The organism is Thiobacillus sp. (assembly GCA_024235835.1).
Taxonomy (GTDB): Bacteria; Pseudomonadota; Gammaproteobacteria; order Burkholderiales; family Thiobacillaceae; genus PFJX01.
In genome coordinates this window covers 604,015-630,807 of sequence record JACKLQ010000002.1, presented here as the reverse complement: position 1 = coordinate 630,807, position 26,793 = coordinate 604,015, and the positions used below count along the sequence as shown (strand labels likewise).

The 26,793-nt window shown below is 64.5% G+C and carries 25 protein-coding genes; 15 read left to right on the top strand and 10 right to left on the bottom strand.

Translation table 11 applies throughout. The annotated features are described in order from the left end of the window. Positions 1-40: 40 nt before the first annotated feature. Positions 41-856 carry an exodeoxyribonuclease III gene (gene xth / locus H6935_11140; GenBank protein MCP5278900.1) on the top strand — a complete coding sequence of 272 codons (816 nt, stop codon included), beginning with the start codon at positions 41-43 and terminating at the stop codon, positions 854-856. Here xth (H6935_11140) and H6935_11135 read toward each other — a convergent pair. The 3 genes from H6935_11135 to xth (H6935_11125) form a co-directional block, all read right to left on the bottom strand. Then, positions 847-1,602: an ATP-binding protein gene (locus tag H6935_11135; protein ID MCP5278899.1), complete on the bottom strand. Its 756-nt coding sequence runs from the start codon at positions 1,600-1,602 to the stop codon at positions 847-849. The genes xth (H6935_11140) and H6935_11135 overlap by 10 nt on opposite strands. 11 nt (positions 1,603-1,613) lie before the next feature. Next, complete coding sequence (locus tag H6935_11130) at positions 1,614-3,149, bottom strand: IS21 family transposase (GenBank protein MCP5278898.1); 1,536 nt, start codon at positions 3,147-3,149, stop codon at positions 1,614-1,616. Positions 3,150-3,443: 294 nt separating this feature from the next. After that, positions 3,444-4,112: an exodeoxyribonuclease III gene (xth, locus tag H6935_11125; protein ID MCP5278897.1), complete on the bottom strand. Its 669-nt coding sequence runs from the start codon at positions 4,110-4,112 to the stop codon at positions 3,444-3,446. 15 nt (positions 4,113-4,127) lie between these two features. Here xth (H6935_11125) and pyrE point away from each other — a divergent pair, with 15 nt between their 5' ends. Further along, positions 4,128-4,772 (top strand): orotate phosphoribosyltransferase, encoded by a 645-nt coding sequence (gene pyrE / locus H6935_11120; protein ID MCP5278896.1) that lies wholly within the window; start codon positions 4,128-4,130, stop codon positions 4,770-4,772. Then, positions 4,769-5,401 carry a DUF4124 domain-containing protein gene (locus tag H6935_11115; protein ID MCP5278895.1) on the top strand — a complete coding sequence of 211 codons (633 nt, stop codon included), beginning with the start codon at positions 4,769-4,771 and terminating at the stop codon, positions 5,399-5,401. The genes pyrE and H6935_11115 overlap by 4 nt, the downstream gene beginning before the upstream one ends. A gap of 18 nt (positions 5,402-5,419) precedes the next feature. Here the strand turns inward: H6935_11115 and gatB are convergent, their stop codons facing one another. Genes gatB through gatC form a run of 4 tightly spaced genes read right to left on the bottom strand, consistent with a single transcriptional unit; the run spans position 5,420 to position 8,963 of the window. Beyond that, entirely contained in the window at positions 5,420-6,868 is a 1,449-nt protein-coding gene (gatB, locus tag H6935_11110) for an Asp-tRNA(Asn)/Glu-tRNA(Gln) amidotransferase subunit GatB (GenBank protein MCP5278894.1), read from the bottom strand. 28 nt (positions 6,869-6,896) lie between these two features. Beyond that, positions 6,897-7,163 (bottom strand): hypothetical protein, encoded by a 267-nt coding sequence (locus tag H6935_11105; GenBank protein ID MCP5278893.1) that lies wholly within the window; start codon positions 7,161-7,163, stop codon positions 6,897-6,899. Between the two features lie 26 nt (positions 7,164-7,189). Beyond that, positions 7,190-8,656 carry an Asp-tRNA(Asn)/Glu-tRNA(Gln) amidotransferase subunit GatA gene (gene gatA / locus H6935_11100; GenBank protein ID MCP5278892.1) on the bottom strand — a complete coding sequence of 489 codons (1,467 nt, stop codon included), beginning with the start codon at positions 8,654-8,656 and terminating at the stop codon, positions 7,190-7,192. Between the two features lie 19 nt (positions 8,657-8,675). Continuing rightward, complete coding sequence (gatC, locus tag H6935_11095; GenBank protein ID MCP5278891.1) at positions 8,676-8,963, bottom strand: Asp-tRNA(Asn)/Glu-tRNA(Gln) amidotransferase subunit GatC; 288 nt, start codon at positions 8,961-8,963, stop codon at positions 8,676-8,678. Positions 8,964-9,042: 79 nt separating this feature from the next. On the opposite strand from gatC, the gene H6935_11090 reads away from it, so the two are divergent. The 12 genes from H6935_11090 to H6935_11035 all read left to right on the top strand — a co-directional run bounded on the left by H6935_11090 (position 9,043) and on the right by H6935_11035 (position 22,645). Beyond that, the gene (locus H6935_11090) at positions 9,043-10,083 is read left to right on the top strand and encodes a rod shape-determining protein (GenBank protein MCP5278890.1); all 1,041 of its coding nucleotides are present in this window, start codon (positions 9,043-9,045) and stop codon (positions 10,081-10,083) included. An 88-nt stretch (positions 10,084-10,171) separates the two neighbouring features. Beyond that, positions 10,172-11,083, top strand: coding sequence for a rod shape-determining protein MreC (mreC, locus tag H6935_11085; GenBank protein ID MCP5278889.1), 912 nt, complete (start codon positions 10,172-10,174; stop codon positions 11,081-11,083). Next, positions 11,080-11,625: a rod shape-determining protein MreD gene (gene mreD / locus H6935_11080; GenBank protein MCP5278888.1), complete on the top strand. Its 546-nt coding sequence runs from the start codon at positions 11,080-11,082 to the stop codon at positions 11,623-11,625. Before mreC ends, mreD begins: the two co-directional genes overlap by 4 nt. Positions 11,626-11,628: 3 nt before the next feature. Next, positions 11,629-13,584, top strand: a complete 1,956-nt coding sequence (mrdA, locus tag H6935_11075) for a penicillin-binding protein 2 (GenBank protein ID MCP5278887.1) — start codon at positions 11,629-11,631, stop codon at positions 13,582-13,584. Continuing rightward, a complete protein-coding gene (gene rodA, locus H6935_11070) occupies positions 13,581-14,678 on the top strand; it encodes a rod shape-determining protein RodA (GenBank protein ID MCP5278886.1) in 1,098 nt (365 codons plus the stop codon). Before mrdA ends, rodA begins: the two co-directional genes overlap by 4 nt. Positions 14,679-14,740: 62 nt before the next feature. Next, positions 14,741-15,991 carry a septal ring lytic transglycosylase RlpA family protein gene (locus tag H6935_11065; GenBank protein MCP5278885.1) on the top strand — a complete coding sequence of 417 codons (1,251 nt, stop codon included), beginning with the start codon at positions 14,741-14,743 and terminating at the stop codon, positions 15,989-15,991. Positions 15,992-16,095: 104 nt separating this feature from the next. Further along, positions 16,096-17,241 carry a D-alanyl-D-alanine carboxypeptidase gene (locus H6935_11060; protein ID MCP5278884.1) on the top strand — a complete coding sequence of 382 codons (1,146 nt, stop codon included), beginning with the start codon at positions 16,096-16,098 and terminating at the stop codon, positions 17,239-17,241. Positions 17,242-17,327: 86 nt separating this feature from the next. After that, positions 17,328-18,203 (top strand): D-amino acid aminotransferase, encoded by an 876-nt coding sequence (locus tag H6935_11055; GenBank protein MCP5278883.1) that lies wholly within the window; start codon positions 17,328-17,330, stop codon positions 18,201-18,203. Beyond that, positions 18,200-18,475: a DUF493 domain-containing protein gene (locus tag H6935_11050; protein MCP5278882.1), complete on the top strand. Its 276-nt coding sequence runs from the start codon at positions 18,200-18,202 to the stop codon at positions 18,473-18,475. Before H6935_11055 ends, H6935_11050 begins: the two co-directional genes overlap by 4 nt. A gap of 175 nt (positions 18,476-18,650) precedes the next feature. Further along, positions 18,651-19,274 carry a lipoyl(octanoyl) transferase LipB gene (gene lipB, locus H6935_11045; GenBank protein ID MCP5278881.1) on the top strand — a complete coding sequence of 208 codons (624 nt, stop codon included), beginning with the start codon at positions 18,651-18,653 and terminating at the stop codon, positions 19,272-19,274. Between the two features lie 44 nt (positions 19,275-19,318). After that, positions 19,319-20,497, top strand: coding sequence for an SAM-dependent methyltransferase (locus H6935_11040; protein ID MCP5278880.1), 1,179 nt, complete (start codon positions 19,319-19,321; stop codon positions 20,495-20,497). A 237-nt stretch (positions 20,498-20,734) separates the two neighbouring features. After that, entirely contained in the window at positions 20,735-22,645 is a 1,911-nt protein-coding gene (locus H6935_11035) for a propionate--CoA ligase (protein ID MCP5278879.1), read from the top strand. Between the two features lie 79 nt (positions 22,646-22,724). Here H6935_11035 and H6935_11030 read toward each other — a convergent pair whose 3' ends face one another. From H6935_11030 to glnE, 3 genes are all read right to left on the bottom strand, one after another. Next, a complete protein-coding gene (locus H6935_11030) occupies positions 22,725-23,129 on the bottom strand; it encodes a hypothetical protein (GenBank protein MCP5278878.1) in 405 nt (134 codons plus the stop codon). Next, positions 23,126-23,812: a DUF433 domain-containing protein gene (locus H6935_11025; protein ID MCP5278877.1), complete on the bottom strand. Its 687-nt coding sequence runs from the start codon at positions 23,810-23,812 to the stop codon at positions 23,126-23,128. Before H6935_11025 ends, H6935_11030 begins: the two co-directional genes overlap by 4 nt. A gap of 182 nt (positions 23,813-23,994) precedes the next feature. Next, complete coding sequence (glnE, locus tag H6935_11020) at positions 23,995-26,670, bottom strand: bifunctional [glutamate--ammonia ligase]-adenylyl-L-tyrosine phosphorylase/[glutamate--ammonia-ligase] adenylyltransferase (GenBank protein ID MCP5278876.1); 2,676 nt, start codon at positions 26,668-26,670, stop codon at positions 23,995-23,997. Positions 26,671-26,793 lie beyond the last annotated feature (123 nt).

Sequence of the window (26,793 nt, the reverse complement as noted above, 5' to 3'; positions counted from 1 at the left end):
GCAAACAATAACGGCCATTTAGGCACACGTAGGTAGTGGCATGACTCGAATCATCACAATCAACCTAAACGGTATCCGTTCCGCCGCTAAGAAAGGCTTCTTCGACTGGCTGCCAAAGCAGAACGCCGATGTCATCTGCGTGCAGGAACTCAAGGCGCAGGTCGCTGACATGACTGCGGAGATGATCAACCCGCCCGGCTACTATGGCTACTTCCACTATGCGGAGAAGAAGGGCTACAGCGGCGTGGGTATTTACTCACGTCGGCAACCCGATGAGATCGTGGAGGGACTCGGTATCCCTGACATCGACTGCGAAGGTCGCTATATCGAGGCTCGGTTCGGCAACCTCTCTGTGGTTTCGCTTTATCTGCCATCGGGCTCAAGTGGCGAGCATCGCCAGGCCGCCAAGTTTCTGTTCATGGACCACTTATTCCCTCATTTAGATGAACTGACGAAGTCAGGGCGGGAGGTGGTCCTGTGCGGCGACTGGAACATCGCCCACACCGAGAAGGACCTCAAGAACTGGAAGTCCAACCAGAAGAACTCCGGATTCCTGCCGGAAGAACGGGCGTGGCTGAGTCGGGTGTTTGGGCAGCTTGGTTGGGTTGATGTTTACCGTAACCTCTATCCGGAAGCTACCGATGAGGGCTACACGTGGTGGTCCAACCGAGGCCAGGCTTGGGCCAAGAACGTGGGTTGGAGGATTGATTATCAGATCGCCACAAGAAATCTTGCCTTGAAGTGCGCATTCCACGGAAACTGGCCACCCAATCCACGTGAATCCGGCCACCTATTCCAGAGCAAACTGGCCAGTCAGAGCGAAGCGACGCGGGGGGTGGAAGCTGTTTACTCCTGAACGGATTCCGCCGTCAATTTAGGCCTGAGTTTCCGCAAGGATTCGCCGACCAGGTTCAGCAGGTGGGCGTGGTGGACGACTCGATCGAGGATGGCATCGGCCAGGGTGGGGTCGCCCAGGGCGTCATGCCAGGTGCTCACTGGCAACTGGCTGGTGATCACGGTGGAACGGGTCTGGTACCGCTCATCCAGGACCTCCAACAAATCCCGCCGACGTTCATCATCGAGCATGGCCAGGCCCCAGTCATCCAGGATCAGGATGTCGACCTTGGCCAGGCTGGCCATCAACTTGGCATAGCGGCCATCCCCGCGTGCGATGGCCAACTCCTCGAACAGGCGTGGCAGGCGCTGGTACAGCGCGGTCCTGCCTTGCCGGCAGGCGGCGTTGGCCAAGGCGCACGCCAAGTAGGTCTTGCCCACCCCCGTGGGGCCGGTGATCAGGACGTTCTGGTGGCTCTGGACCCATTCCCCCGTCAGCAGTCGGCGGAACAAGGCACGGTCCAACCCCCGGGGGTGACGGTAGTCGATGTCTTCGGCCACCGCGGGCTGTTTCAGGCGCGCCCGGCGCAGCCGGCTGGCGGTCTGTCGGTTCTGGCGTTCGACACGTTCACGATCGACGAGCAGGCCGAGCCGTTCCTCGAAGGTCAGGGCGTCGATCTCCGGCTGGCTGGCTTGTTCGGCCAAGGCACGGGCCATGCCATAGAGGCGCAACTGGGTCAGGGTGTCATGGGTGGGATGGTTGAGCATGGTGTCTCCGGTCAGTGGTAATACTCGGCCCCGCGCACATTGGCGTGGTCGAGGGGCAGGCTGGCCTGGGCGGCCTGGCGGGCAGGACGGTCCAGGCCGTGCTTGAGGATCGAGTCGATGGAGCGATAGGTGACCGACTGGATGCGGAAGGCGCGCTGGCAGGCCGCCTCCAGGCGGTCAGGGCCATAGGCCTTAGCCAGGCGCAGAACGCCGAGTGCGGCGCGGTAGCCCTGCTGGGGATGGGTGCGGGCGCGCAGGATGTGATCGACGGCCGCCTCGGTATGGGCCCCGATCTTGGTGGCCCAGGCCAGGAAGCGTTCGCGGTTCCAGCCCGCCACCTTCTGGTGGGCCGGCGCCAGGTGGGCCTCCAGGGTGGTGTGCCGGCCCTTGCTCAGGGAGCGGGGATGGCAGGCGATGCGCTCGCCCTTCTTGAAGAGCTCGACCGTGCTGGCCGTAAAGCGCGCCTCCAGCTTCTGCCGGGCATGGCGGTAGGGCACGGAGTAGTAATGGCCGGTGACCTCGACGTGATAGTCGATGCCGGCGGTCACCGTCTTCCACTCGGCGAATTCATAGCGGACCAGGGGCAAGGGCTTGAGGGCGGGGCGGTCCACGGCCTCGAAGACGCTTTGCCGGGAGCCGGGCAGCTTCTTGAAGGGCCGTGCATTCAGTTCGGCGAGCAGCGGCCGGATGGCCCGGTTCAGTTCCTCCAGGCTGAAGAAGCGTTGGTGCCGCAGCCGCGCCAGGATCCAGCGCTGGGCGAGGAGCACCCCGGCCTCGACCTTGGCCTTGTCGCGGGGCTTCCTGACACGGGCGGGCAGGATGGCGGTGCCGTAGTGGCGTGCCAGGTCGTGGTAGGTGGGGTTGAGGTCGGGGTCGAAGAAGTTCGCCCCGGACACCGCGCTCTTGAGGTTGTCCGGCACCAGCAGTTCGGGCACCCCGCCCAGATACTCGAAACAGCGCACGTGGGAGGCGGTCCAGTCCGCCAGCCCCTGGCTCCAGGTCGCGTCGACATAGGTGTAGTTCGAGGCGCCCAGCACGGCGACGAAGACCTGGGCCTGGCGGACCTCGCCGGTGCCCGGATCGATGACCGATAGGGTCTGGCCGCTGTAGTCGACGAACAGGCGCTCACCGGGGGCATGCGCCTGGCGCAGGGTGACCGGCAGGGCCTCGGCAAAGTCCCGATAGTGCTGGCAGAAGGCGCTGTACTGGTAGCCCTCGGGGTGAGCCTCCCGGTACTCCTGCCAGAGCAGGTCGAGGGTGATGCCCTTCTTGCCCAGCTCCCGGTGGACATGGCCCCAGTCGGGTTCGGGGCGCTTGACCTTGGAGGCCGGCAGGCTGGGAAACAGCCGGGCTTCCAGGGCGAGTTCGGTTATGTCCTCCGGCAAGGGCCAGCGGATGCCCGCCATCTGGGCGCGACGCAGGTAGTCGCTGACGGTGGCGCGGCCGATGCCGAGCGCGGCCGCGATCTCCCGGTTGGAGCGGTCGCATGCGAAATGCAGCCGCAATACGTCTTCAATCTTGCGCATGGATAACCTCGTGTTCGCCATCGGCAGCCTCGGCAAAATCGCCAAGGCTGCCAGGGTTATCCCTGCATCGCTTCGCTACGGATTCTGGTGGCCAGGTTAACCTGGAACAGGTGGCCAGTTTGCCGTGGAATCACTGGCCGGTTTGGCGTGGAATGGGTGGCCGGTTTGGCGTGGAATACGCATTGAAGGCGACTGGCGCCAGTATCTACAAGGACCAGCGCTTTTCAGACCATGCACCACTCATCACAGACTATGCGGACCTGTTGCAACCATGAGCCTAGTGATCAGCAATATTCGGGTTATTTGTCTGATTGACTAGTCGATGCGCCAGCCCACATTCTTCGCCCAGGCCTGGCCCCGGTTGGACCACCAGGTGTAGGCCTCGCCGGTGTGGTCCGGATACAGGCGTCGATACACATCCACCAGGCCCAGGCGGTCGAACACCTGGGTGAGCCAGGCCCGCTCCTCCGGCAGAAAGCCCGAATTCTTCTGGTTGGACTTCCAGTTCTTCAGATCGGCTTCCTTGTGGGCTATGTTCCAGTCTCCGCACAGGATGAACTCCTGGCCGGAGGCCACCAGTTTCTCGAGATGTGGCATGAAACGCGCCATGAAACTGAACTTGGCGGCCTGTCGCTCGTCTGAACTGGAGCCGGAAGGCAAATAGAGGGAAATGACGCAGAGGTCGCCGAAACAGGCCTCCAGGTACCTCCCCTCGCTGTCGATATCCGCAATGCCCAGGCCTTCGGCGATGCGGTCCGGCTGGCGTCTGGCATAGAGCCCTACGCCGCTGTAGCCTTTCTTCTCGGCATAGTGGAAATAGCCATGGAGGCCGGGCGGGTTGAGCATCTCCAGAGTCAGGTCCGGTGCCTGGGCCTTGAGTTCCTGGAGACAGACGACGTCGGCATGCTGGTTCTCGAGCCAGGGATAAACCCCTTTGGTAGCGGCGGAGCGAATGCCGTTAAGATTCAGGCTGATTACACGCATTGGGATGGAGGCAGGGTGCAGGGGTTCAAAAGCGATTTTCTCGAACTGGCCATCGATCGCAAGGTGATGCTGTTCGGGGAGTTCAAGACCAAGGCAGGGCGCCAGAGCCCCTATTTCTTCAACGCGGGCCAGTTCAACGACGGCGCCTCCCTGAAGAAGCTGGGGGAATTCTACGCCAAGGCCATCCAGACATCGGGCCTGGCCTTCGACGGCCTGTTCGGCCCCGCCTACAAGGGCATTCCCCTGGTGACCACCGTGGCCGTGGCCATGGCGGCGGTTGGCCGCAACGTGCCCATCACCTACAACCGCAAGGAAGCCAAGGACCACGGCGAAGGCGGCACCCTGGTGGGCGCCCCCCTGCAGGGCAACATCCTCATCATCGACGACGTGATTTCCGCCGGCACATCGGTGCGGGAGTCCGTGGAACTCATCCGCGCGGCCGGGGCCACGCCTTGCGGCGTGGCCATCGCCCTGGACCGGATGGAACGGGGCCTGGGACAACTTTCCGCGGTGCAGGAAGTCAGCCGGGACTATGGCATGCCCGTTGTAAGCATCGTCGACCTGGATGATCTGACCCGCTTCCTCACGGGGAAACACGGTTGGGCCGATACACTGTCGGCCATCCAGGCCTATCGTGCCGAATACGGAATTCATACATGACGAGACATCCGGTCCTGTTCTCAGCCATCCTCGCAAGCCTTCTGGGGTTGACGCCTGTCACCGCCCAAGCGGTGACCTACCGCTGGGTGGACAGCAACGGCAAGGTGCATTACAGCGATACCATGCCACCCCAGCAGGCCGGGATGGGGCATCAGGAACTGGACAAGCAGGGCCGGGTGGTTAAGGACGTGGAACGGACCCGCCGCACCGCCGAGGAGCAGCGGCGGGCCGCGGAAGCCCGGCAAAGGGCGGAAGAGGAGCGCCAGCGGGCCCTTGAGCAGGAACGTCGGGACCGGGCCCTGCTGACCAGCTATACCAACGAGGACGAGATCGACCTGGTGCGGGACCGGGCCCTGGAACTGGAACAGCTACAGATCGACAGCCTCCAGGCACAGATGAACAACGCTTCCGAAAAGCTGACCTACGCCAACGGCGAGATCCGGAAGCACACGGTCCCGGGCAAGAACGTGCCCAGAAGCTTCCTGCAGATGCGGGACGAGGCCCAGAACGACCTGGCCCGCATTGGCGGGTTGCTGCAGCAGCGGCAAAAGAGCCTGGAGGAAACCCGCGCCAAGTATGACGCCGACAAGCTCCGCTTCCGGGAGTTGAAGAGCCGCGCCCCCCGCTAGTATCGACTTGGCGCGGCGTCAGCCCGCCAGTTTACTGCGCAGCAGTTCGTTCACCTGGGCCGGGTTGGCCTTGCCCTTGGTAGCCTTCATGACCTGCCCCACCAGGGCGTTGAAGGCTTTTTCCTTGCCGGCGCGGAATTCCTCGACGGACTTGGCGTTGGCGGCCAGCACCTCTTCGATGATGCGTTCCACCTCGCCGGAGTCGGACATCTGCCTGAGGCCCCGGGACTCGATGATGGCGTCGGGCTCCCCACCCTCGGTCCACATCACCTCGAACACCTGCTTGGCCAGCTTGCCGGACAGGGTGCCGTCCTGGATGCGGGCCAGCAGCTTGGCCAGCACCGGGGCAGCAATGGGCGACTCGGCCAGGTCCAGTTCCGCCTTGTTCAGGGCGGCGCTCAGGTCACCCATGACCCAGTTGGCCGCCAGCTTGGGGTCCGGCTTGGGCAGGACGGCTGCCACGGCCTCGAAGTAGTCCGCCATGGCGCGGCTGGAGGTGAGGGTGGAGGCGTCATAGGCGGAAAGGCCGTAGTCGGCCTTGTAGCGGGCCTGCCTGGCCTGGGGAAGTTCCGGCATGTGGGCCTGGATATCGGCGATCTGCGTCTCGTCCAATTTCACCGGCAGCAGGTCCGGATCCGGGAAGTAGCGGTAGTCGTGGGCGTCTTCCTTGCTGCGCATCATGCGGGTTTCGCCCGTGTCCGGGTCGAACAGCACCGTGGCCTGGTGGATCTCGTGTCCGTCCTCGATCTGCTCGATCTGCCAGCGCACCTCGAAGTCGATGGCCTGCTCCAGGAAGCGGAAGGAATTCAGGTTCTTGATCTCCCGGCGGGTGCCGAACTTCTCCTGGCCCTTGGGCCGCACCGAGACGTTGGCGTCCACGCGGAAGCTGCCCTCCTGCATGTTGCCGTCGCAGATGCCGATCCAGGTCACCAGGGTGTGCAGGGCCTTGGCGTAGGCCACAGCCTCCCTGGCGGAGCGCATGTCCGGCTCCGAGACGATCTCCAGCAGGGGGGTGCCGGCCCGGTTCAGGTCGATGCCGGTCATGCCGTGGAAATCCTCGTGCAGGGACTTGCCCGCATCCTCTTCCAGGTGGGCCCGGGTGAGGCGGATGGTCTTGGTCTCGGCCTTGTCCCCTTCACCCACCTGGATGTCGATGCTGCCACCCTCCACGATGGGCAGTTCGAACTGGCTGATCTGGTAGCCCTTGGGCAGGTCCGGGTAGAAGTAATTCTTGCGGGCGAAGACGTTGGTGCGGTTGAGCTTGGCGCCGATGGCCAGGCCGAACTTGATGGCCCGCTCCACCGCGCCCTTGTTCAGCACGGGCAGCACGCCGGGCAGGGCGATGTCCACCTGGCAGGCCTGGGTGTTGGGGGCGGCGCCGAAGGCCGTGCTGGCGCCGGAGAAGATCTTGGACTGGGTGGTGAGCTGGGTATGCACTTCCAGCCCGATGACGGTTTCCCATTGCATGACGTGGTTCCTGTTCGTTCAGCCAGACTCAGGGCTGTGCTGTGTTGTCGCGCCCTAACGCCTCGCGCTGCTTACTGTACTGCTCGAAGGGCAACGAGTGCTGCTGGAGGCATTCCGTCTGCTCCCGCGCATCGGGGAACAGGTAGCAGTTCTGCCGGGCCGCGCCCTGCATGGATTCGTAAACAGTCCGCTTGGCCGTGGTGTCGACGCAACCGGTCAGGAGCAATCCCGGCGTCACCGCCACAACGAGTCGCACGAAGAAAGTTGCCCGCAAGGGCTGACGACGCGGGTTCATGGCACCGTGCATCCCGATGGGTGTCCTCAGAGCGCCGGCGCCCGCGCGTGCCAATCCGTGGCGCGCTGGTACTGGTGCGCCACATTCAACATGCGCGCCTCGCCGAAATAGTTGCCGATGAGCTGCAGGCCGATGGGCAGGCCGCCCGAGTCGAAGCCGCAGGGCAGGGACATGCCCGGCAGGCCCGCCAGGTTCACGGCGATGGTGTAGATGTCGGAGAGGTACATCTGCACCGGGTCGTCGGATTTCTCCCCCAGCCTGAAGGCGGTGGTGGGGGCGGTGGGGCCCAGGATCACGTCACACTGCTTGAACGCTTCGCTGAAATCGTTGGCGATGAGGCGGCGCAGCTTCTGGGCCTGGATGTAATAGGCGTCGTAGTAACCATGGGACAGCACGTAGGTGCCGATGAGGATGCGGCGTTTCACCTCGCTGCCGAAGCCCTCGGCCCGGCTCTTCTCGTACATGTCCAGCAGGTCGGTGTACTCGGGGGTGCGGTAGCCGTAGCGCACGCCGTCGAAACGGGACAGGTTGCTGGAGGCCTCTGCCGGGGCCAGCACGTAGTAGGCGGCCACGGACAGCCTGGAGTTGGGCAGGCCCACTTCCACGGTCTCGGCGCCCAGCTTGCGATATTGGGCGATGGCCTCCTCGACGGCCTTGGCGGTATCGCCCGTCAGGCCCTCGCCGAAGAATTCCCGGGGCAGGCCGATCTTCAGGCCGGCCAGGGGCTTGGTCGCCGGGGTTTGCGTCAACTCCCGGGTGTAATCCTCTTTTTCGCGCTGGAGGCTGGTGGAATCCCGCTCGTCAAAACCCGCCATGACGTTGAGCAGCAGACCGCAGTCCTCGGCGGTTTGCGCCATGGGGCCGCCCTGGTCCAGGGAAGAGGCGAAGGCGATCATGCCGTAGCGGGACACCACGCCGTAGGTGGGCTTCAGGCCGGTGATGCCGGTGAGTGCCGCCGGCTGGCGTATGGAACCGCCGGTGTCCGTGCCGGTGGCGGCAGGGGCCATGCGGGCCGCCACGCAGGCGGCGCTGCCGCCGGAGGAGCCGCCGGGCACCCGGGCCAGGTCCCAGGGGTTCTTCACCGGGCCAAAAAAGCTGGTCTCGTTGGAGGAGCCCATGGCGAACTCGTCCATGTTGGTCTTGCCCAGGGAGGGCATGCCCGCCACCTTGAACTGCTGGATGACGTGGGCGTCGTAGGGCGAGACGAAGTTGGACAGCATCATGGAGCCGCAGGTGGTAAGCCAGCCCTCGGTGCAGAAGATGTCCTTGTGGGCGATGGGCACCCCGGTGAGGGGGCCGGCCTGGCCCGAGGCCCGCAGGGCGTCGGCGGAGGCGGCCTCCGCCAGGGTCTTGTCCCGGTCCACGGTGACAAAGGCATTCAGGGTGGGGTTCAGGCGCTCGATGCGGGCCAGGTAGTCCTGGCACAACTCCACGCTGGAAACTTTTCCTGCCGCCAGCTGGTCGGCAAGCTGCTTGATGGTATGCAACGACATGGGGGGCTGACTCGCAGAATTACTCGATGACCTTGGGCACCAGGTACAAACCGTTCTCGGTCTGGGGGGCCACGGCCTGGTAGGCCTCTCGGCGGTCGGGTTCCATGGCCACGTCCGGGCGCAGGCGCTGGGACAGGTCCTGGGCGTGGGCCATGGGCTCGATGCCGGCCGTGTCGGCCCCCTGCATCTCCTCGATGAGGCCGAAGATGCCGTTGAGCTGGGTCTGGGTCTGGGCCGCCTCCGCTTCCGAGATCCGGATGCGGGCCAGGTGGGCAATGCGCTTCACGTCATCGATGGATAGGGACATTTCGCCGCTAACGTCTTATTTCGTAAGACTGTGTAGGGTATCATGCACAGCTATTTTTTGACCCCACCGGGAACGTTTCATGTTCGGATTCCTACGCGGCTATTTTTCCACCGACCTGGCCATCGACCTTGGCACCGCCAACACCCTGATCTACGTGCGCGGGCGGGGCATCGTGCTGAACGAGCCCTCCGTGGTGGCCATCCGCCAGGAAGGCCTGTCCGGCAAGAAGATCATCCAGGCCGTGGGCCTGGAAGCCAAGCAGATGCTGGGACGCACCCCGGGCAACATCCAGGCCATCCGCCCCATGAAGGACGGCGTCATCGCCGACTTCAACGTCACCGAGCAGATGCTCAAGTTCTTCATCAAGAAGGTCCACGACACCCGCCTGTTCCACCCCAGTCCCCGCATCATCATCTGCGTACCCTCCGGCGCCACCCAGGTGGAGCGCCGGGCTATCCGCGAGTCCGCCATCGGCGCCGGCGCCCGCCAGGTCTACCTCATCGAGGAACCCATGGCGGCGGCCATCGGCGCGGGCATGCCCGTGGCCGAGGCCACCGGTTCCATGGTAGTGGACATCGGCGGCGGCACCACCGAGGTCGGGGTCATCTCCCTGGGAGGCGTGGTCTACACCGCCTCCGTGCGGGTGGGCGGCGACAAGTTCGACGAAGCCATCATCAACTACATCCGCCGCAACTACGGCATGCTCATCGGCGAGGCCACCGCCGAGGCGATCAAGAAGGAAATGGGCTCCGCCTTTCCGGGCTCCGAAGTGCGCGAGATGGAAGTCAAGGGCCGCAACCTGGCGGAAGGCATTCCGCGCAGTTTCACCGTGACCTCGAACGAGATCCTGGAAGCCTTGACCGACCCCCTCAACACCATCGTCTCCGCCGTGAAGTCCGCCCTGGAACAGACCCCGCCGGAACTGGGCGCCGACATCGCCGAGAAGGGCATGGTGCTCACCGGCGGCGGCGCCCTGCTGCGGGACCTGGACCGTTTGCTGATGGAAGAAACGGGCCTGCCCGTGATCGTGGCGGAAGATCCCTTGTCCTGCGTGGTGCGCGGCTCCGGCCGGGCCCTGGAGGAAATGGATCGCCTGGCCACGGTGTTCACCAACGACTGACGAGGACGTAAAGGGGGAAGGGTAAAGGGAGAAGGGTCAACTCGCTTCCCCAGCCCTTCCCCCTTCACCCTTTATCCTTCACCGCTCAATGTCCCGCGCGCCCCAGGCCCCCCTCTTCGTAAGGGAGATGGGCCTGCCCGCCCGTTTCGGGCTCTATGTGCTGGTCAGCCTCATCATCGCCGCCATCGACACGCGCTATGCCGCCCTGCACGAGGTGCGCAACGGTCTTAACGCCCTGCTCCATCCCGTGCGCATGGGCTTGGCCATGCCCTGGAACTGGACCCGGGAAGCGGGCAGCTTTTTCGTCACCCATGGGGAACTCCATGCAGAGAACCTGCGCCTACAACGGGAACGGGAACGGCTGTTGATCCTGCAGCAGGACCGGCTGGCCCTGGTTGCCGAGAACAGCCACCTGCGCAGCCTGCTATCCCTGCCGGACCATCCCGGCGTGAACACGGTGGCGGCGGAGATCGTGGAGGTGGCGGGAGACCCCTTTTCCCGCAAGGTCATCATCAACAAGGGCGAGGCCCACGGCCTGACCCCGGGGCGTCCGGTCATCGACGGGGCAGGCCTGGTGGGCCAGGTGACCCGGGTGTTTCCCTACAGCGCCGAGGTCTCCCTGCTGACGGACCGGGACCAGGGGGCGCCTGTGCAGAACCTGCGCAACGGCCTGCGCCTCATCGTCTCCGGCTCCGGCGCGGACAACCTGCTGGAGGTGCGCTTCCTGGACATGCACGCCGACGTGAAAGAAGGGGACTGGCTTTACACTTCCGGCATCGACGGCGTCTATCCCGCCGGTATCCCCGTGGCCCAGGTGGTGAAGACGGAGCCGCCACGGCACACGCCCTTTGCCAAGGCCCTGTGCCGCCCCATCGGTGGCGTGGGCCGCTACCGACACGTGACGGTGCTCCAGCTCCAGGCCCCGACCGCGCCGGCCACACCGGCATCGAAAGCCGCCACCGACGGCGCCAGACCTGCCCAAGCCCCACGCAAGCCATGATCAGCCGCCCAGCCAAATTGGACAAATCCTTCCTGCCCAAGGGCGCGGAACTGATCGTTCCGCCCAACCGAACCAAGGTCCTCGGCCTGTTGGCCCTGGGCCTGGCCCTCAACCTGTCCCCCTGGCCCGACAGCGTGCGTTGGCTGATACCGGACTTCGCCTTCATGGTCCTGCTCTACTGGAACATCCGCATGCCCCGCCTGGCCGGCCTGGGCATGGCCTTCATCCTGGGCATCGTCATGGACGTGGTGCGAGGCCTGCATATGGGCCTGAACGCCCTGGCTTACTGCACTGCCGCCTTCGTGGTGCTGATGCTGCAGCGTCGCCTGGAAAACTTCGATGCTCCGCGGCAGAACCTGCAGCTGGCCCCCCTGTTGCTGGGCAAGGAAGCCCTGGTCATCGCCCTGGGCCTCCTGTTCGGCCACGGCGATGCCGACTGGCGCTGGCTGGCGGGAGGGGTGGTGGCCGCGCTGTTGTGGACCCCCATGGCCTGGCTGCTGGACCGGCTGACCGGAAGGCCCTTGCAAGCCGACACCGAATAAGGCATGCGCCCCCGCCTGATCAACCCGGAGGAGGAGTTCCAGCGTTATCGCCGCCGCATGGAGATCGCCGGCGTGGCGGTTTTGCTGATGCTCCTTGGCCTGTTCGGGCGCTTCGTCTGGCTGCAAGTGGTCCAGTACGACCGCTACCACGCCCTGGCCGAGAGCAACCGTATCGCCCTGGTGCCGGCCCCCCCGTCCCGTGGCGTGCTTTACGATCGCATGGGCACGGTGCTGGCCCACAACTACTCCGCCTATACCCTGGAGATCACCCCCTCCAAGGCTGGCAAGCTGGACGAGCTCATCGACCAGTTGGGCCAGATCGTCAGCGTCGACACCGGGGACCGCAAACGCTTCAAGAAGATGCTGGCGGAAAGCAAGAATTTCGAGAGCATCCCCCTGCGCAATCAGTTGTCTGAGGAGGAAGCGGCCCGCTTCGCCGTGAACCGCTACCGCTTCCCCGGCGTGGAGGTGAAAGCACGGCTGTTCCGCCAGTACCCCTTCGGCGAAAGCTTCGCCCACGTGGTGGGCTACATCGGCCGCATCGGCCAGCGGGACCAGGACCAGCTCGAGGTGGAAGGCGTTGCCGCCAACTACAAGGGCAGCGACCACATCGGCAAGCTGGGCATCGAGGCCAGCTACGAGAAATGGCTCCACGGCCGCACCGGCATCGAGAAGGTGGAGACGGACTCCAGCGGCCGCGCCGTGCGCATCCTGTCCCGCACCGCGCCGGTCTCCGGCCACAATCTCTGGCTGCACCTGGATTCCCGCCTGCAGCAGGTGGCGGAAGCCGTATTCGGCGATTACCGGGGCGCCATGGTGGCCCTGGACCCCCGCAACGGCGGCGTGCTGGCCCTGGTGTCCAAGCCCGGCTTCGACCCCAACCTCTTCATCGACGGCATCGACGTGGCCACCTGGAAAGAACTGAACGATGCCTTCGAGCGCCCCCTCATCAACCGGGCCCTGCGGGGCATCTATCCGCCGGGATCTACCATCAAGCCCTTCATGGGCCTGGCGGGCATGGAACTGGGCGTGCGCCAGCCGGGGGACACCATCTCCGACCCGGGCTATTTCACCCTCCCCGGCAGCAGCCACCGCTACCGGGACTGGAAGAAGGAGGGCCATGGCACCGTGGACCTGAAGAAGTCCATCACCGTGTCCTGCGACACCTATTACTACGGCCTGGCCCGGGAAATGGGTATCCAGCGCATGGCCGGCTTCCTGGGACAGTTCGGCTTCGGCCAGAAAAGCGGGGTGGACCTGGATGGCGAGCTCTCCGGCCTGCTGCCCACGCCCGAATGGAAGCAGCGCCGCTTCAAGCAGCCCTGGTGGCCAGGAGAGACGGTCATCGCCGGCATCGGCCAGGGCTACATGCTCACCAGCCCCATGCAACTGGCGGTGGCCACCATGGCCCTGGCCAACGAAGGAGTCATGTACAAGCCCCAGTTGATCCGGGCGTGGCAGGACCCCCTAAGCGGCAGGGTCACCCAGGCCGCGCCCCAGGTGATGGGCAGGATTCCCCTGAAGGCGCGCAACCTGCAACTGGTGCGGGAAGCCATGATCGATGTAATGCTGCCCGGCGGCACGGCGGCCGGGGCCGGCGCCGGCGCGCCCTATCTCATCGCCGGCAAGACCGGCACGGCCCAGGTGAAGAGCATCAAGCAGGGCGCCCGCTACGACGAGCACCGTACCGCCGCCCATCACCGGGATCACGCCCTGTTCATCGCCTATGCCCCCGCCGACAATCCCAAGATCGCCCTGGCGGTGATGGTGGAGAACGGTGGCCATGGCGGCTCCACCGCCGCCCCCATCGCCCGCAAGGTCATGGACTACTGGCTGCTGGGCAAGCTTCCCACCGTGGCCGTGGTCGAGGAAATCGCGGCCGGCGAGGAAGAACTGGAAGACAGCAGCCCCGCCGTGGATAGCGCCGGGGATGCCCCCCCCGTGGAGACCCCGCAATGATCGCCCGCCTGCTCAAGCGCCTATTCGCCCACCTGGACGCCCCCCTCCTGGGACTCCTGGCCATCCTGCTGCTGTTGAGCACGGCCACGGTGTTCAGCGCCTCGGGCGGGAGCAGCGACAAGATCCTGGCCCATTTGACCAACCTGGGCATCGCCCTGGGGGCCATGTTCCTGGTATCCCATATCCCGCCCCAGCGCCTCATGCAGTTTGCCGTACCGGCCTATGTGCTGGGTGTCCTCCTGCTCCTGGGGGTGGCCCTGTTCGGCGTGGTGGTGAACGGCTCCCGCCGCTGGCTCGACCTGGGGCTGACACGCATCCAGCCCTCCGAGCTCATACGCCTGGCGGCCCCCATGATGCTGGCCTGGTATTTCCATTACAAGCAAGCCACCCTGGGCAGCAGGGACTTCGTCGTCGCGGGCATCCTGTTGCTGCTGCCCGTGGGGTTCATCGCCAAGCAGCCGGACCTGGGCACCTCCCTGCTGATCACCGCCTCCGGGTTCTACGTGCTTTATCTGGCGGGCCTGTCCTGGAAAGTGCTGGCGGGGAGCGCCGTGGCCGTCACCGCCGCCCTGCCCCTGGCCTGGAACTACCTGTTGCACGACTACCAGCGCCAGCGGGTGCTCACCCTCGTCGATCCCACCTCAGACCCCCTGGGGGCGGGCTACCACATCATCCAGTCCACCATCGCCGTGGGTTCCGGCGGCATGGCGGGCAAGGGCTGGATGGGGGGCACCCAGACCCATCTGGACTTCCTGCCGGAACGCAGCACGGACTTCATCTTTGCGGTCTTTTCCGAGGAATTCGGCCTGGTGGGGAATCTGTTCCTGCTGCTGCTTTACGGTGCCATCATCGGCCGGGGTCTTTGGCTGGCCGCCAGCGCCCCGTCCCTTTTCGGCCGCCTGCTGGCCAGTTCCATCGTGCTGACCTTCTTCACCTACGCCTTCGTCAACATGGGCATGGTGTCCGGCATCCTGCCCGTGGTGGGCGTGCCCCTGCCCCTGGTGAGCTACGGTGGCACGTCCATGCTCACGGTGTTGACAGGTTTTGGCATCCTGATGAGCCTGGCGACCCATAAAAAACTTGTAAAAACATAGTGGATACGCGCTAGACTTGGAGCATCTTGTAACGATTGGCCGGCCCCGGCCGCCTATCTGCGATGACGTTCCGCTCCCACCTCCCCCTTCTGGCCCTTGCCGTCAGCGCCTACCTGGCAGGTTGCAGCAGCACACCGCCCACCGCCCAGGTTCCCGGCAAGCCCAGCACCAAATCCGCCAGTGTCACCCCCCCCTACAAGGGCGGCGGCTACTACAAGGATGACGGCCCGGGCCTGAGCACGCCTGACAACCTGGATGCCGTTCCCGACGCGGTGCCCAGGGACGAACCCCTGCATGCCTTTGCCAACAACCCCTACAGGGTGCTGGGCAAGAGCTACACGCCCATGACCTCCAACGCGGGCTACAGGCAGGACGGCAAGGCCTCCTGGTACGGTCGCAAGTTCCACGGCAAGCCCACGTCCTCGGGCGAGCCCTATGACATGTATGCCATGACCGCCGCCCATCCCACCCTGCCCATTCCCAGCTACGTCCGGGTCACCAACGCAGAGAATGGCAAGAGCGTGGTGGTACGCATCAACGACCGGGGCCCGTTCCACGATAACCGGCTCATCGACCTGTCCTACACTGCCGCCTACAAGCTGGATGTGCTGAAGGGGGTCACGCCTGTCACCGTGGAAGCGGTACTGCCCGAGACGGCCCCCAGCTCCTTCGCCGCCCAGGCGGCAGAGGACGTGGTGGAGCCCACCACCCAGCCCGTCACCCTGGCCGCCGCGGCCGCACCTGAGGTCAAGCCCCAGCCGGCCGAACCCACGGTGGCGGTCCCGGCCATGGAAGCCGCCAAGCCCGCAGTGAGCTATTACCTGCAGCTGGGGGCCTTCTCCAGCCAGGCCCGGGCCAACGACCTGCTGGACAAGATCACCGCCCGCCTGTCCCGGGACTTTCCCGGGGTGCTGCGCATCGCCATCGACGGCCTGTACAAGGTTCAGGCCGGTCCCTTCGCCACGCCAGAAGAGGCGGACCGGGCTGCCGCCCAGCTGCGGGATGAGATGGGCCTCAAGGCCTTCAAGGTAGTGAGCGAACGCCCCGCCAGCACGGAAGCCGCTGTCACGGCCACCTCGGGCTCGGGCCTGTACCTGCAACTGGCCGCAGTCTCCTCCCCCGCCGCCGCGGAGGCCCTGGGCCAGCGCATCAAGGCCCGGTTCGGCACGGAACTTCCTGGCCTGGCCCAAGTCCAGACTGGCAACCTGTACAAGGTACAGGCCGGTCCCTTCGCCACGCCCGCCGCCGCCGCGCGGCTCAGCCTGGCCTACCAGCAGGACTTCGGCATCAAGCCCTATCAGGTCGCGCGCTAGGGCTCAGTTCCGGTCCTGCCCGCGGACGCCATGCCGGCTTCGGGCCGGCAGACGTCTTTTTTACAATCCGCAAGAGCCCGTTTAAGCAGGAAACCGTTTTGCCCATGAATTTGTTCACCAAGCTGTCCTCCGTCTTCGTCTTCGCGCTTACCCTCCTAGCCCCGGCCGCCCAGGCCGCACTGCCCATTCCCCCCGCGCCGCAGCTGAATGCCAAGGCCTGGCTGCTGGTGGACACCGCCAGCGGCCTGCCCCTGGCGGAAAAGGACGCGGACACCCGGGTGGAGCCTGCCTCCCTCACCAAGCTCATGACCGCCTACCTGGCCTTCTCCGCCATCAAGGAAGGTCGCCTCAAGATGGACCAGACCCTGCCGGTGTCCGAGAAGGCCTGGCGCGCGGAAGGCTCCCGCATGTTCCTGGAGCCCACCAAGCCCGCCAAGGTGGAAGACCTGCTCAGGGGCATGATCATCCAGTCCGGCAACGATGCCTGCATCGTCCTGGCGGAGGCCATCGCCGGCTCCGAGGAGGGCTTCGCCTCCATGATGAACCAGATGGCCAAGCGCCTGGGCATGACCGGCACCCGCTACGTGAATTCCACCGGCCTGCCCGACGCCCAGCACTACACCACCGCCCGGGATCTGGCGCGGCTGAGCACGGCCCTGATCAACACCTACCCGGAGCATTACAAGCTCTATGCCGAGCGGGACTTCACCTACAACGGCATCCGCCAGCCCAACCGCAACCGCCTCCTGTACATGGACCCCAGCGTGGACGGCGTGAAGACGGGCCACACGGAAAGCGCCGGTTACTGCCTCATCGCCTCGGGCCAGCGGGACCGTCGCCGTCTGCTTTCCGTGGTGCTGGGCACCAGCTCCGACGGCGCCCGGGCCATGGAAAGCCAGAAGCTGCTGAACTACGGCTTCCAGTTCTTCGAGACCGTGAAGCTGTATCCCGCCAACAAGGCCGTCTCCACCCTTCGCATCTACAAGGGTTCCGCCAACAACCTGCAGGCGGGTTTCACCCAGGACCTCTACGTCACCGTGCCCCGGGGCACCGCCGGCCGCATCGACGCCAAGGTGGTGACCCAACAGCCCATGCTGGCCCCCGTGAACCGCGGCGCCAAGGTGGGCTCCCTGCGCCTGACGGTGGACGGCGAACTGGTGGGGGACTACCCCCTGCGCGCCCTCCACGACGTGCCCGTGGCCGGCATCCTGGGCCGGGGATGGGACAACCTGCTGCTGATGTTCAAATAGACAAGCAGCAAGTCGGCAGTATGCAGTTGGCAGCAATACCGATAGCCTTGACTGCCTGCTGATTCCTGCAAACTGCCGACTGCTTCATGCCCACCATCTACCTGAACGGCGAATTCCTCCCCCTGGAGGAAGCCCGCATTTCCGTGCTGGACCGGGGCTTCCTGTTCGGTGACGGGGTGTACGAGGTCATTCCCGTCTACGACCGCCAGCCTTTCCGCCTGGCGGATCACCTGCGGCGCCTGGACCAGAGCCTGGAAGGCATCCGCCTGGAAAACCCCCATGCCGATTCAGCGTGGGGGCAGATCATCCAGGCCATGATCGAAAAGGCCCCCTGGGAAGACATCGGGCTCTATCTCCAGGTCACCCGGGGTGCCGGTCCCGGCCGGGACCATCCCTTCCCCGAACAGGTGCGGCCCACCGTGTTCCTCATGCCCATGGCCTTGAAGCCGCCGCCGCCGGATTACATCGAGCACGGCGTGGCCGCCATCACCGCCCAGGACAACCGCTGGCTGCGCTGCGACCTGAAGGCCACCTCCCTGCTGGCCAACGTGCTGCTGCGCCAGCTTTCCGTGGACGCGGACTGCGCCGAAACCTTGCTGCTGCGGGACGGCTGGCTCACCGAGGGCTCCGCCAGCAGCGCCTTCATCGTCAAGGAGGGCGTCATCCTGACGCCGCCGGAAACGAACCTCATGCTGCCGGGCATCACCTACGAGGTGGTGCTGGAACTGGCCAGGAACCACGGCATGGCCCACGCGGTGCGCCCCGTGAGCGAGGCGGAGCTGCGCAGCGCCGACGAGATTTGGATCACCTCCTCCACCAAGGAAGTGCTGGCAGTGACCAGACTGGATGGCCGCCCGGTTGGCAATGGAGTTGATGCGGGGCATCCCGGCCCCATATTCAAGCGCATGCTGAATGCCTACCAGGAATACAAGCGCACCGTCATGCGGGGCGGCAAGCCATGAGCGAGCAAGGTAACGAAGACAACCTGCTGGAGTTCCCCTGCGACTTCCCAATCAAGATCATGGGCAACCGCACGGATGACTTCACCCAGGTCATGGTGGACATCGTCCTGCGCCACGCCCCGGACTTCCTGGCCGAGACCGTGGAGATGCGGGCCTCCAGCGGCGGCAAGTACGTCTCCGTCACCTGTACCGTCCGCGCCACCTCCAAGCAGCAGTTGGACGATCTGTACCGGGAGCTCACCGGCCACCCCCAGGTGAAGGTGGTGCTTTGAATGCCCATGCCTGTCATACCGGCGCAAGCCGGTATCCAGGGAGTTTCCTGGACCCCGGCTTGCGCCGGGCTGAAGCGTGCCGGGGAACACGGCCGGTTCCTCCAACAAATTGGCCGCGCAATCGTTGATCATCCGCCGCCTGGGCCGGGTGGAGTACACGCCCACCCTCCAGGCCATGCAGGCGTTCACCGCCGCCCGCACGCCGGCCACCCCGGACGAACTCTGGCTGCTGGAACATCCCCCCGTCTTCACCCTGGGCCAGGCCGGCAAACGGGAACACCTGCTCCAAGAGACCTCTGCCGCCCCCATGCCCCCCTTGAGGGACAAGGAAGAAGAGGGACGACTCCGGGGGCGGCCCAGCGAGTTTCTTGGCGGCATCCCGGTAGTGCCCATCGACCGGGGCGGCCAGGTCACCTACCACGGCCCCGGCCAGGTGGTGATCTACCTGCTGCTGGACCTGAAGCGCCGGGGCTACGGCGTGAAAGAGCTGGTGCAGCGCATGGAACAGGCCGTCATCGACCTGCTGGAGGAGCAGGGCATCCGGGGCGAACGCCTGGCCGGCGCGCCCGGCATCTATGTGGACGGCGCCAAGATCGCCGCCCTGGGCCTGCGGGTGAAAGGCGGCTGTACCTACCACGGCCTGGCCCTCAACGTGGACATGGACCTGGCCCCCTTCCGGGCCATCAACCCCTGCGGCTATGCCGGCATGGCGGTCACACAGCTCAGGGACCGGGGCGCCGGCATTTCGCCGGAACAAGCCGGCGAGCACTTGGCCAGCCGCCTGGAAGCCCTGTTGTAGGGGGCTGGTAGCATGGATCACCCTCAATCGTGTACGGCGCCTGAATGACCCCAACAACCCCACAAGCAAAATTCCTGTCCGCCCTGGAGGACAGCCTGGGGGATGGCAGTTTCGTGAAGCTCACCCTGGGTGCCTACAAAGGCCCGGAAGACCGGCTCAAGAACATCCATGTACGGCAAGTGCTGATCAAGCGCGAAGTAAAGCTGGGGTTTACCTATCGCTATCAAACCCGCGACATCGTTAAAAATTATGCCGTCGCCGAAGGCGTCAACCTGGTCCGGGAGGCTTTCACCGGCGGCTTCCATGCCGCCACGCTGTTTACCACCGCCTTCGACCTCACGCTCGATAAACAGTCCCTGAAGAAAAAGCCGCCCAGCCAGACGACGCCCGCGCCGGTCAGCCACGACCGGGACAAGAAGCGGCTGATCGGCACGGAAGGCAAGGCCTACCTCCGGGCCCTGAACATCACCGACGACAAGGGCATCGTTTTCAAGAACGCCCAGGACAAGTATCGCCAGATCAACAAATACGTGGAGATTCTCAGTGGCCTCATTCAAGGCCTTGCGCCGGAGCGGCTGAAAAAGATCGTCGACATGGGCGCAGGCAAGGGCTACCTGACCTTCGCGCTCTGCGACTACCTGAACGGCATGGGCCAGCACCCCGAGATCATCGGCGTTGAATACCGCGCTGACCTGGTGGCCCTGTGCAACCGGATCGCCGCGGACGCCCGGTTTGACAACCTGCATTTCGCCCAAGGCTCCATCGCCGATTTCGACTGTGCCGGCGCCAGCATCCTGATTGCCCTCCACGCCTGCGACACGGCCACGGATGACGCGATCTACAAGGGCATCACCGCGGGTGCGGACCTCATCGTCGTCGCCCCCTGCTGCCACAAGCAGATTCGGCGGGAGATGGAGAAACCCAGGGCCCGCAAGGACCAGGATTTCGACCTGGACTTCCTCATGAAGCACGGCATCTTCGTCGAACGCCAGGCGGAGATGGTGACTGACGGCCTGCGAGCCCTGGTCCTGGAATGCTTCGGCTATTCCACCAAGGTGTTTGAATTCATCTCGGATGCCCATACGCCGAAAAACGTCATGATCGTGGGCACCAGAAACCTGCATGCGGGGTCACCCAACCCCGCCATCCTGGAAAAGATCCAGGCCGCCAAGGCCTATTTCGGAATCGGGCATTTCCATCTGGAGACCCTGCTGGGCCTATAGCTGGCCACGCTTCGGGACGGAATCTCACATGTTCCGGGACATCCATGCCTGGGGCAGAGTGGGCCTGGCATTAGCGCGGCGCCAGGAACTGGATTCACACCTTTCTCCGGGAGCCATAGGCAAGTGCTTGGCCGCGTTTCGCAAGAACGCGAAGTCGCGGACGGAGTTGTCAGAACCCATGGGTTGGGCGCAAGCTTCTCCGAATAAAACCCGCTCAAGCGGCAAGAGGAGACAGGCATGGATGACTACCAGGCGTTCTATCGCCGTTCCATTGAAGACAAGCAGGGATTCTGGGCCGAGCAGGCCCAACTGATCGACTGGCAAACCCCTTTCGACCAGGTCCTGGACTACAGCCGACCCCCCTTTGCCCGCTGGTTCGTGGGGGGACGCACCAACCTCTGCCACAACGCCGTCGACCGGCACCTGGAGGCTCGAGGGTCACAGAAGGCCATCGCCTACCTCTCCACGGAGACGGGCATCGAAGCCAGCTACACCTATGCCGAGCTCCATGCCGAGGTGAACCGGGTGGCGGCCATGCTTGGCAGCCTGGGCGTAGCAAAGGGCGACCGGGTGATCATCTACATGCCCATGGTGCCGGAGGCGGTGTTCGCCATGCTGGCCTGCGCCCGCGTCGGCGCCATCCATTCCGTGGTGTTCGGCGGCTTCGCCTCCAACAGCCTGGCCACCCGCATCGACGACGCCCGCCCCAAGCTGCTGATCACCGCCGACACCGGCATGCGCGGCGGCAAGACCATCCGCTACAAGACCCTGGTGGACGAGGCCCTGGACCTGGCCAAGGCCCCACCGGAAAAGGTGCTGCTGTTCAACCGGGGCCTGGACCCGGAACTGCCCTGGACGGACGGCCGGGACGTGGACTGGGCAGGCCTGAGGGAAAAGCACATGGACGCCCGGGTGGAGCCGGTCTGGCTGGAATCCTCGGAGCCCTCCTACATCCTCTATACCTCGGGCACCACGGGCAAGCCCAAGGGCGTGCAGCGGGACACGGGGGGCCACGCCGTGGCCCTGGCAGCCTCCATGAAGCACATCTTCACCGGCAAGCCCGGCGAGACCATGTTCACCTCCAGCGACATCGGCTGGGTGGTGGGTCATTCCTACATCGTCTATGGCCCCCTGCTCGCGGGCATGACCACCGTGATGTACGAGGGGTTGCCCATCCGCCCGGACCCGGGCATCTGGTGGAAGATCGTGCAGGACCACGGGGTCAACATCATGTTCACCTCCCCCACCGCCATCCGCGTGCTGAAGAAGCAGCCTCCGGAATACCTGCACAAGCACGACGTTTCCAGCCTGCGTTCCCTCTACCTGGCCGGGGAACCCCTGGACGAGCCCACGGCGCGATGGATTGCCGAGGCCCTGCAGGTGAGCATCCGCGACAACTACTGGCAGACCGAGACGGGCTGGCCCATCCTCTCCGGCGTGCCGGAGGTGGAAGACCTGCCACGCAAGTACGGTTCCCCGGGTGCCGCCGTCTACGGCTTCGACGTGAAGCTGCTGAACGAGCAGACCGGCCAGGAGGTGGGGGCGAACGAAAAGGGCGTGCTCACCGTTGTGCCGCCCCTGCCGCCCGGCTGCCTCAGCACCGTCTGGGGCGACGACACCCGTTTCGTGAACACCTACTTCTCCAACTTCGAGAACGTGCTGGTGTACTCCACCTTCGACTGGGCCACCCGGGACGATGACGGCTACTACTTCATCCTGGGCCGCACCGACGACGTCATCAACGTGGCCGGCCACCGCCTGGGCACCCGGGAGATCGAGGAAGCCGTCTCCGTCCACCCCAACATCGCCGAGGTGGCGGTGGTGGGGGTGCATGACGACGTGAAGGGGCAATGCGTAATCGCCTTCGCCGTGGTCAAGGACGCCAGCCGCACCGCCACCCCCGAGGCTGAAGCCTTGATGCAGAAGGAGGTGATGGCCACCGTGGACCACGAACTGGGCGCCATCGCCCGCCCCACCCGGGTCTGCTTCGTCACCCTGCTGCCCAAGACCCGCTCCGGCAAGCTGCTGCGCCGCGCCATCCAGGCCCTGGCGGAAGGCCGCGACATTGGCGACCTCACCACCCTGGACGACCCCACCGCCCTGGAACAGATCAAGGCGGCAGTCGCTAAATGGCGAGATGCGGGATAGCCGGCTTTCCAATCAAGAACGCGAGGGTTTGCAAGGTAGCAGGTCTTATGTGCTGGAGCCTATGGCTGGTGCGTAGACCCTACAATCGCACTTGCTCGAATTTTCCTCTGCCGGAGAAGTTCCAGCCGACTCTAAATGCTGCGCCGCCCTGAATGCCCTCGGATTGCTCGATGATTCGTGGCCACCAACGCACTAATTGGTAAGCCTTGTCCCAGAATCGGTGGTTCCCCCAGGATTTGTCCAAGAAGAATACCAACAGCCCAGCCCGCCTCAGTGCTTCCCGTTCTAGGCCTTTGTTGAAATTGTCGTGGGTAATGACAACCCACTCGCCCTCATTTGAAAGTGCTTCCATCCAGGTGATGTCCTGTACGTCCGCAGAGAATCGGTCTCTTAAGTGGATGACAATATGTTCATCGGGTTCTGAAAGTGCATGGAGGGCATGTGCTAGGGCAGGGGGTAGGTTGTTATCTACGAAGAACTTCACGCTGATAGCCGTTCTTCGAACAATATCGCTGCTTCAACAGCAGAGAGAGGAACCTCATATTGCTTTGCAACGCTTTGCTTTGTTCTCTCGGCCAAGAAGGCCTCATAAAGCGTCGAAGTTCGCACGCCAACATTTGTAATTGTCGGTTTTCCAAACGCAATAGCAGGGTCAAGTACCACCGCTTTGCTACGCCCCATCGGAAACCAGCGGCGGGCTAACTCGTCCTTATCGAACTCAATGCCGCGATACAGCGAAGGCTCGATGACTTGCTTAAAAGCGTATTGTTTTCTTACCAAATCAAGAAACTGTGTTTCTCCAGTTACCTCAATTGCTTCGGCGAAGATTGTGCGACCGTCTGTCTGGAAGCGTCGACAAGTGAAAGGGTAAGGGTGGTTGAAAATATCTCTGGCGTGCTGGCTTGCACATCGGATGGTCTGCAAACTGACCCCAAGCTTGCGAAATGCTGCTACGAAGCGAACCTCCAGTAGGTCGTGGAAACTAATTCCTTCCACTTCTTCTCCGGTTAACTCGGTATCCCACAGAGGTGGAATCTCAAACAATGTGTCAGATTCTCTGGACTTGTAGCTATACCCATCAAGCCAACGATGCAGGTCCCTAGCCGGGACTTTCGTCAGCTTTGATGCTTCGCCAAATGTGTAAAGCCCGACGCCGACCAAGCTCATCCCAACCCCGCTACTTATATATTGAGTCCAGTGCTGGACATTGAATAGATAAAACCCAATTAAAACAGTTGGTTGACGCAGTTTCTTGGTGCGTAATTTTAGTATGTGGACGGGTTTGCAACAATAAACCTTCTGCGCATTTCTATGTTCAAGTGTTTTCAGTGTGGCCGAAATACCTTCGGTTACAGGCTTTCACCAAATACATACCCCCACAAACTCCGCACCGCATGAATCTCCTGGGCCATGCCGCCGTGCTCGGCCCGGGCGTGGTCCAGGCCCTGCAGCTTGAGGGCGTGCTGGCGGCGGCGCAGTTCCCGGTAGGCGTCGCCGGCGGCCTGGCCCAGGTCTGTTGAGATGAGACCCAGTTCGCCGGCCTGGCGCAGCAGGGCGATGTTGCCGATGTTGGCGGTCATCTCCGGGTGGCGGCACGCGTGGGCCAGCACCAGGTACTGGACGGCGAATTCCACGTCCACCAGGCCGCCCCGGTCGTGCTTGATGTCGAACAGGCCTGATGGGTTTGGGTGGCCGTCCAGCATCTTCTGGCGCATTTCCAGGACATCGGCGCGCAGCTTGTCCAGGTCCCGGGGCTGGCACAGCAGGTTTTCCTTGATCTGCTCGAAGCGATCTCCCACGGCCTTGTCGCCGCAGCAGAAGCGCGCCCGGGTAAGGGCCTGATGCTCCCAGGTCCAGGCCTGGGTGCGCTGGTAATCCTCGAAGGCCTCCACGGAGCTCACCAGCAGGCCGGAGGCCCCGTCCGGGCGCAGGCGCAGGTCGGTCTCGTAGAGGATGCCGGCGGGGGTGAGGGTGGACATCCATGTGTTCAGGCGCTTGCCCAGGCGGGCGTAGATTTCCTGGGCGTCCGGGTGAGGGTCGTCGTGGAGGAATACCAGGTCCAGGTCCGAGGCGTAGCCCAGTTCCTTCCCCCCCAGCTTGCCGTAGGCGATGACGGCGAAGGCGGGCTTGTCACGATGGCGGCCGGGCAGGTTGGCCCAGATGAGATTCAGCGTGGCCTCCACCAGCAGGTCCGCCAGGTCCGCCAGGTGGTCGGAAAGCTTTTCCAAGGTCCACATCCCGGCCAGATCCTGGGCCAGGAGTCGGAAGGTCTCTGACTGCTTGAAGACGCGCAGCTCGTCCATCTGTCGTTCCACGTCCCCGTCCAGGCCCTCGATGAGGAGGCGCAACTCCTCCCTGGCCTGGGACCAGTCCGGGGGTGCCATGAGCTGGCGGGCGTCCAGCAGTTCGTCCAGCAGGTGGGGCTGGCGTGTGAGGTATTGGGCGGCCCAGGGGCTGGCGCTGACGATGCGGGCCACCTGGTTGAGGGTCTGGGGATATTCCTTCAACAACGAGAGGTAAGGGGCTCGCTTGGCGATGGCCTCCAGCAAATCGAGGATGCGGCCCAGGGTCTCCCGGGCATTGTGGAAATGGGCGGCCACTTCCACCAGGGGAGGCAGCAGTCCGTCCATGGCAGCCTTGTTTTTTGCGGGCAATGCGGCATAGCGGCTGCCCTGGGTGAGTGCGCGCAACTGGGTCAGCGCGGGTTCCGGTTCATGGAAGCCCGCCACCCTGAGTCGGTCCAGGGCCTCTTCGTCGGGCCGCTGCCACACTCCCGCCAGTGGGTGGGTGGACTGGTCCTCCTGGGGGGCGCCGAACACCTGCTCGAACTGGCTTGCCACCCGCTTGCGCCGAGGGGCCAGGGCGGCCAGGAAGGCGGCCCAGTCCTCGCAGCCCATGGCCTGGGCCACCTTGAGGCAATCCGCCTCGACGGTGGGCAGGGCCTGGGTCTGGGCGTCGTCCAGGTATTGCAGGCGGTGCTCCAGGTTGCGCAGGAACACATAGGTGGCCTCCAGGTCTTCCGCCGTTGCGTCCGGCAGCAGGTGGTAGGCAGCCAGCTGGTGCAGCAGGGTGCGGGTGGGCCGCATGCGCAGGGAGGGGTGGTGGCCGCCGCGGATGAGCTGGAACACCTGGGCGATGAATTCGATCTCCCGGATGCCGCCGGGACCCAGCTTGATGTTGTCGTTCTTGTCCTTCCTGGCCACTTCCCGCCGGATCTGGGCATGGAGCTCCCGCATGGCGGCGAATGAGCCGAAGTCCAGGTACTTGCGGAACACGAAGGGCAGGCGCAGATGCTCCAGGTCCTGGATGCGGTCGCCGGTGAGGGCCCGGCCCTTGATCCAGGCGTAGCGTTCCCATTCCCGGGCCTGGGTGAAGAAGTACTCCTCCAGCATGGCGAAGCTGGAGGCCAGGGGTCCGCCGTCGCCGTAGGGCCGCAGGCGCATGTCCACCCGGAACACGTAGCCGTCGCCGGTCTTGTCGTCCAGAGCGGCGATGAGGCGCTTGCCCAGGCGGGTGAAGAACTCGTGGTTGGCCAGCTTGCGGGGGCCCGTCGTCTCGCCGTCCTCGGGGAAGACGAAGATGAGGTCGATGTCCGAGGAGGCGTTGAGTTCGCCGCCCCCCAGCTTGCCCATGCCCACGACGATGAGCTGCTGGGGACGGCCCTTGCCGTCAACGGGCTCGCCGTGGACCTCGGCCAGATCCTTGTGCAGGAAGGCCAGGGCGGCGCGTATGGCCTCCTCCGCCAGCTCCGTGAGGGTGCGGGTGACTTCCGCCAGATCCGCCATGCCCCCCAGGTCCCGGGTCATCACCCGGGCGAAGACCTGCTCCCGCAGGCGCCGGAGCTGTCGCCTGAGATCGTTCTCGGTGGGGCCGCCCAGGGCCAGGATGGCACGCATTTCTTCCCGGGTGACGGGGACCTGCACGGTACCGACCAGCCATTCCCCCAATTCCGGGCGTGCATCAAGCCGGTGACTCAGCCAGCGGCTGTAGTTTCTGGCTAGCTGGATCAATTCCTGGGGGCTCATTGCTGTGGCCTATTTGAAAAAAAGACGGAACTAGCCTAATTTTGCCTCTTTCCCGGGGAAGGGTCATTTCAGCGCTTGGCCCAGGTACCGTCAGAGGTATCGCCAAGTCCGCCTAAAACAGCC

Excerpts from the sequence above, each read along its gene's own strand:
- xth (MCP5278900.1), top strand. The coding sequence starts at position 41 with ATGACTCGAATCATCACAATCAACCTAAACGGTATCCGTTCCGCCGCT.
- H6935_11135 (MCP5278899.1), bottom strand. The coding sequence starts at position 1,602 with ATGCTCAACCATCCCACCCATGACACCCTGACCCAGTTGCGCCTCTAT.
- H6935_11130 (MCP5278898.1), bottom strand. The coding sequence starts at position 3,149 with ATGGCGAACACGAGGTTATCCATGCGCAAGATTGAAGACGTATTGCGG.
- xth (MCP5278897.1), bottom strand. The coding sequence starts at position 4,112 with ATGCGTGTAATCAGCCTGAATCTTAACGGCATTCGCTCCGCCGCTACC.
- H6935_11115 (MCP5278895.1), top strand. The coding sequence starts at position 4,769 with ATGACGAGACATCCGGTCCTGTTCTCAGCCATCCTCGCAAGCCTTCTG.
- gatB (MCP5278894.1), bottom strand. The coding sequence starts at position 6,868 with ATGCAATGGGAAACCGTCATCGGGCTGGAAGTGCATACCCAGCTCACC.
- H6935_11105 (MCP5278893.1), bottom strand. The coding sequence starts at position 7,163 with ATGAACCCGCGTCGTCAGCCCTTGCGGGCAACTTTCTTCGTGCGACTC.
- gatA (MCP5278892.1), bottom strand. The coding sequence starts at position 8,656 with ATGTCGTTGCATACCATCAAGCAGCTTGCCGACCAGCTGGCGGCAGGA.
- gatC (MCP5278891.1), bottom strand. The coding sequence starts at position 8,963 with ATGTCCCTATCCATCGATGACGTGAAGCGCATTGCCCACCTGGCCCGC.
- H6935_11090 (MCP5278890.1), top strand. The coding sequence starts at position 9,043 with ATGTTCGGATTCCTACGCGGCTATTTTTCCACCGACCTGGCCATCGAC.
- mreC (MCP5278889.1), top strand. The coding sequence starts at position 10,172 with ATGTCCCGCGCGCCCCAGGCCCCCCTCTTCGTAAGGGAGATGGGCCTG.
- mreD (MCP5278888.1), top strand. The coding sequence starts at position 11,080 with ATGATCAGCCGCCCAGCCAAATTGGACAAATCCTTCCTGCCCAAGGGC.
- mrdA (MCP5278887.1), top strand. The coding sequence starts at position 11,629 with ATGCGCCCCCGCCTGATCAACCCGGAGGAGGAGTTCCAGCGTTATCGC.
- rodA (MCP5278886.1), top strand. The coding sequence starts at position 13,581 with ATGATCGCCCGCCTGCTCAAGCGCCTATTCGCCCACCTGGACGCCCCC.
- H6935_11065 (MCP5278885.1), top strand. The coding sequence starts at position 14,741 with ATGACGTTCCGCTCCCACCTCCCCCTTCTGGCCCTTGCCGTCAGCGCC.
- H6935_11060 (MCP5278884.1), top strand. The coding sequence starts at position 16,096 with ATGAATTTGTTCACCAAGCTGTCCTCCGTCTTCGTCTTCGCGCTTACC.
- H6935_11055 (MCP5278883.1), top strand. The coding sequence starts at position 17,328 with ATGCCCACCATCTACCTGAACGGCGAATTCCTCCCCCTGGAGGAAGCC.
- H6935_11050 (MCP5278882.1), top strand. The coding sequence starts at position 18,200 with ATGAGCGAGCAAGGTAACGAAGACAACCTGCTGGAGTTCCCCTGCGAC.
- lipB (MCP5278881.1), top strand. The coding sequence starts at position 18,651 with ATGCAGGCGTTCACCGCCGCCCGCACGCCGGCCACCCCGGACGAACTC.
- H6935_11040 (MCP5278880.1), top strand. The coding sequence starts at position 19,319 with ATGACCCCAACAACCCCACAAGCAAAATTCCTGTCCGCCCTGGAGGAC.
- H6935_11035 (MCP5278879.1), top strand. The coding sequence starts at position 20,735 with ATGGATGACTACCAGGCGTTCTATCGCCGTTCCATTGAAGACAAGCAG.
- H6935_11025 (MCP5278877.1), bottom strand. The coding sequence starts at position 23,812 with ATGAGCTTGGTCGGCGTCGGGCTTTACACATTTGGCGAAGCATCAAAG.
- glnE (MCP5278876.1), bottom strand. The coding sequence starts at position 26,670 with ATGAGCCCCCAGGAATTGATCCAGCTAGCCAGAAACTACAGCCGCTGG.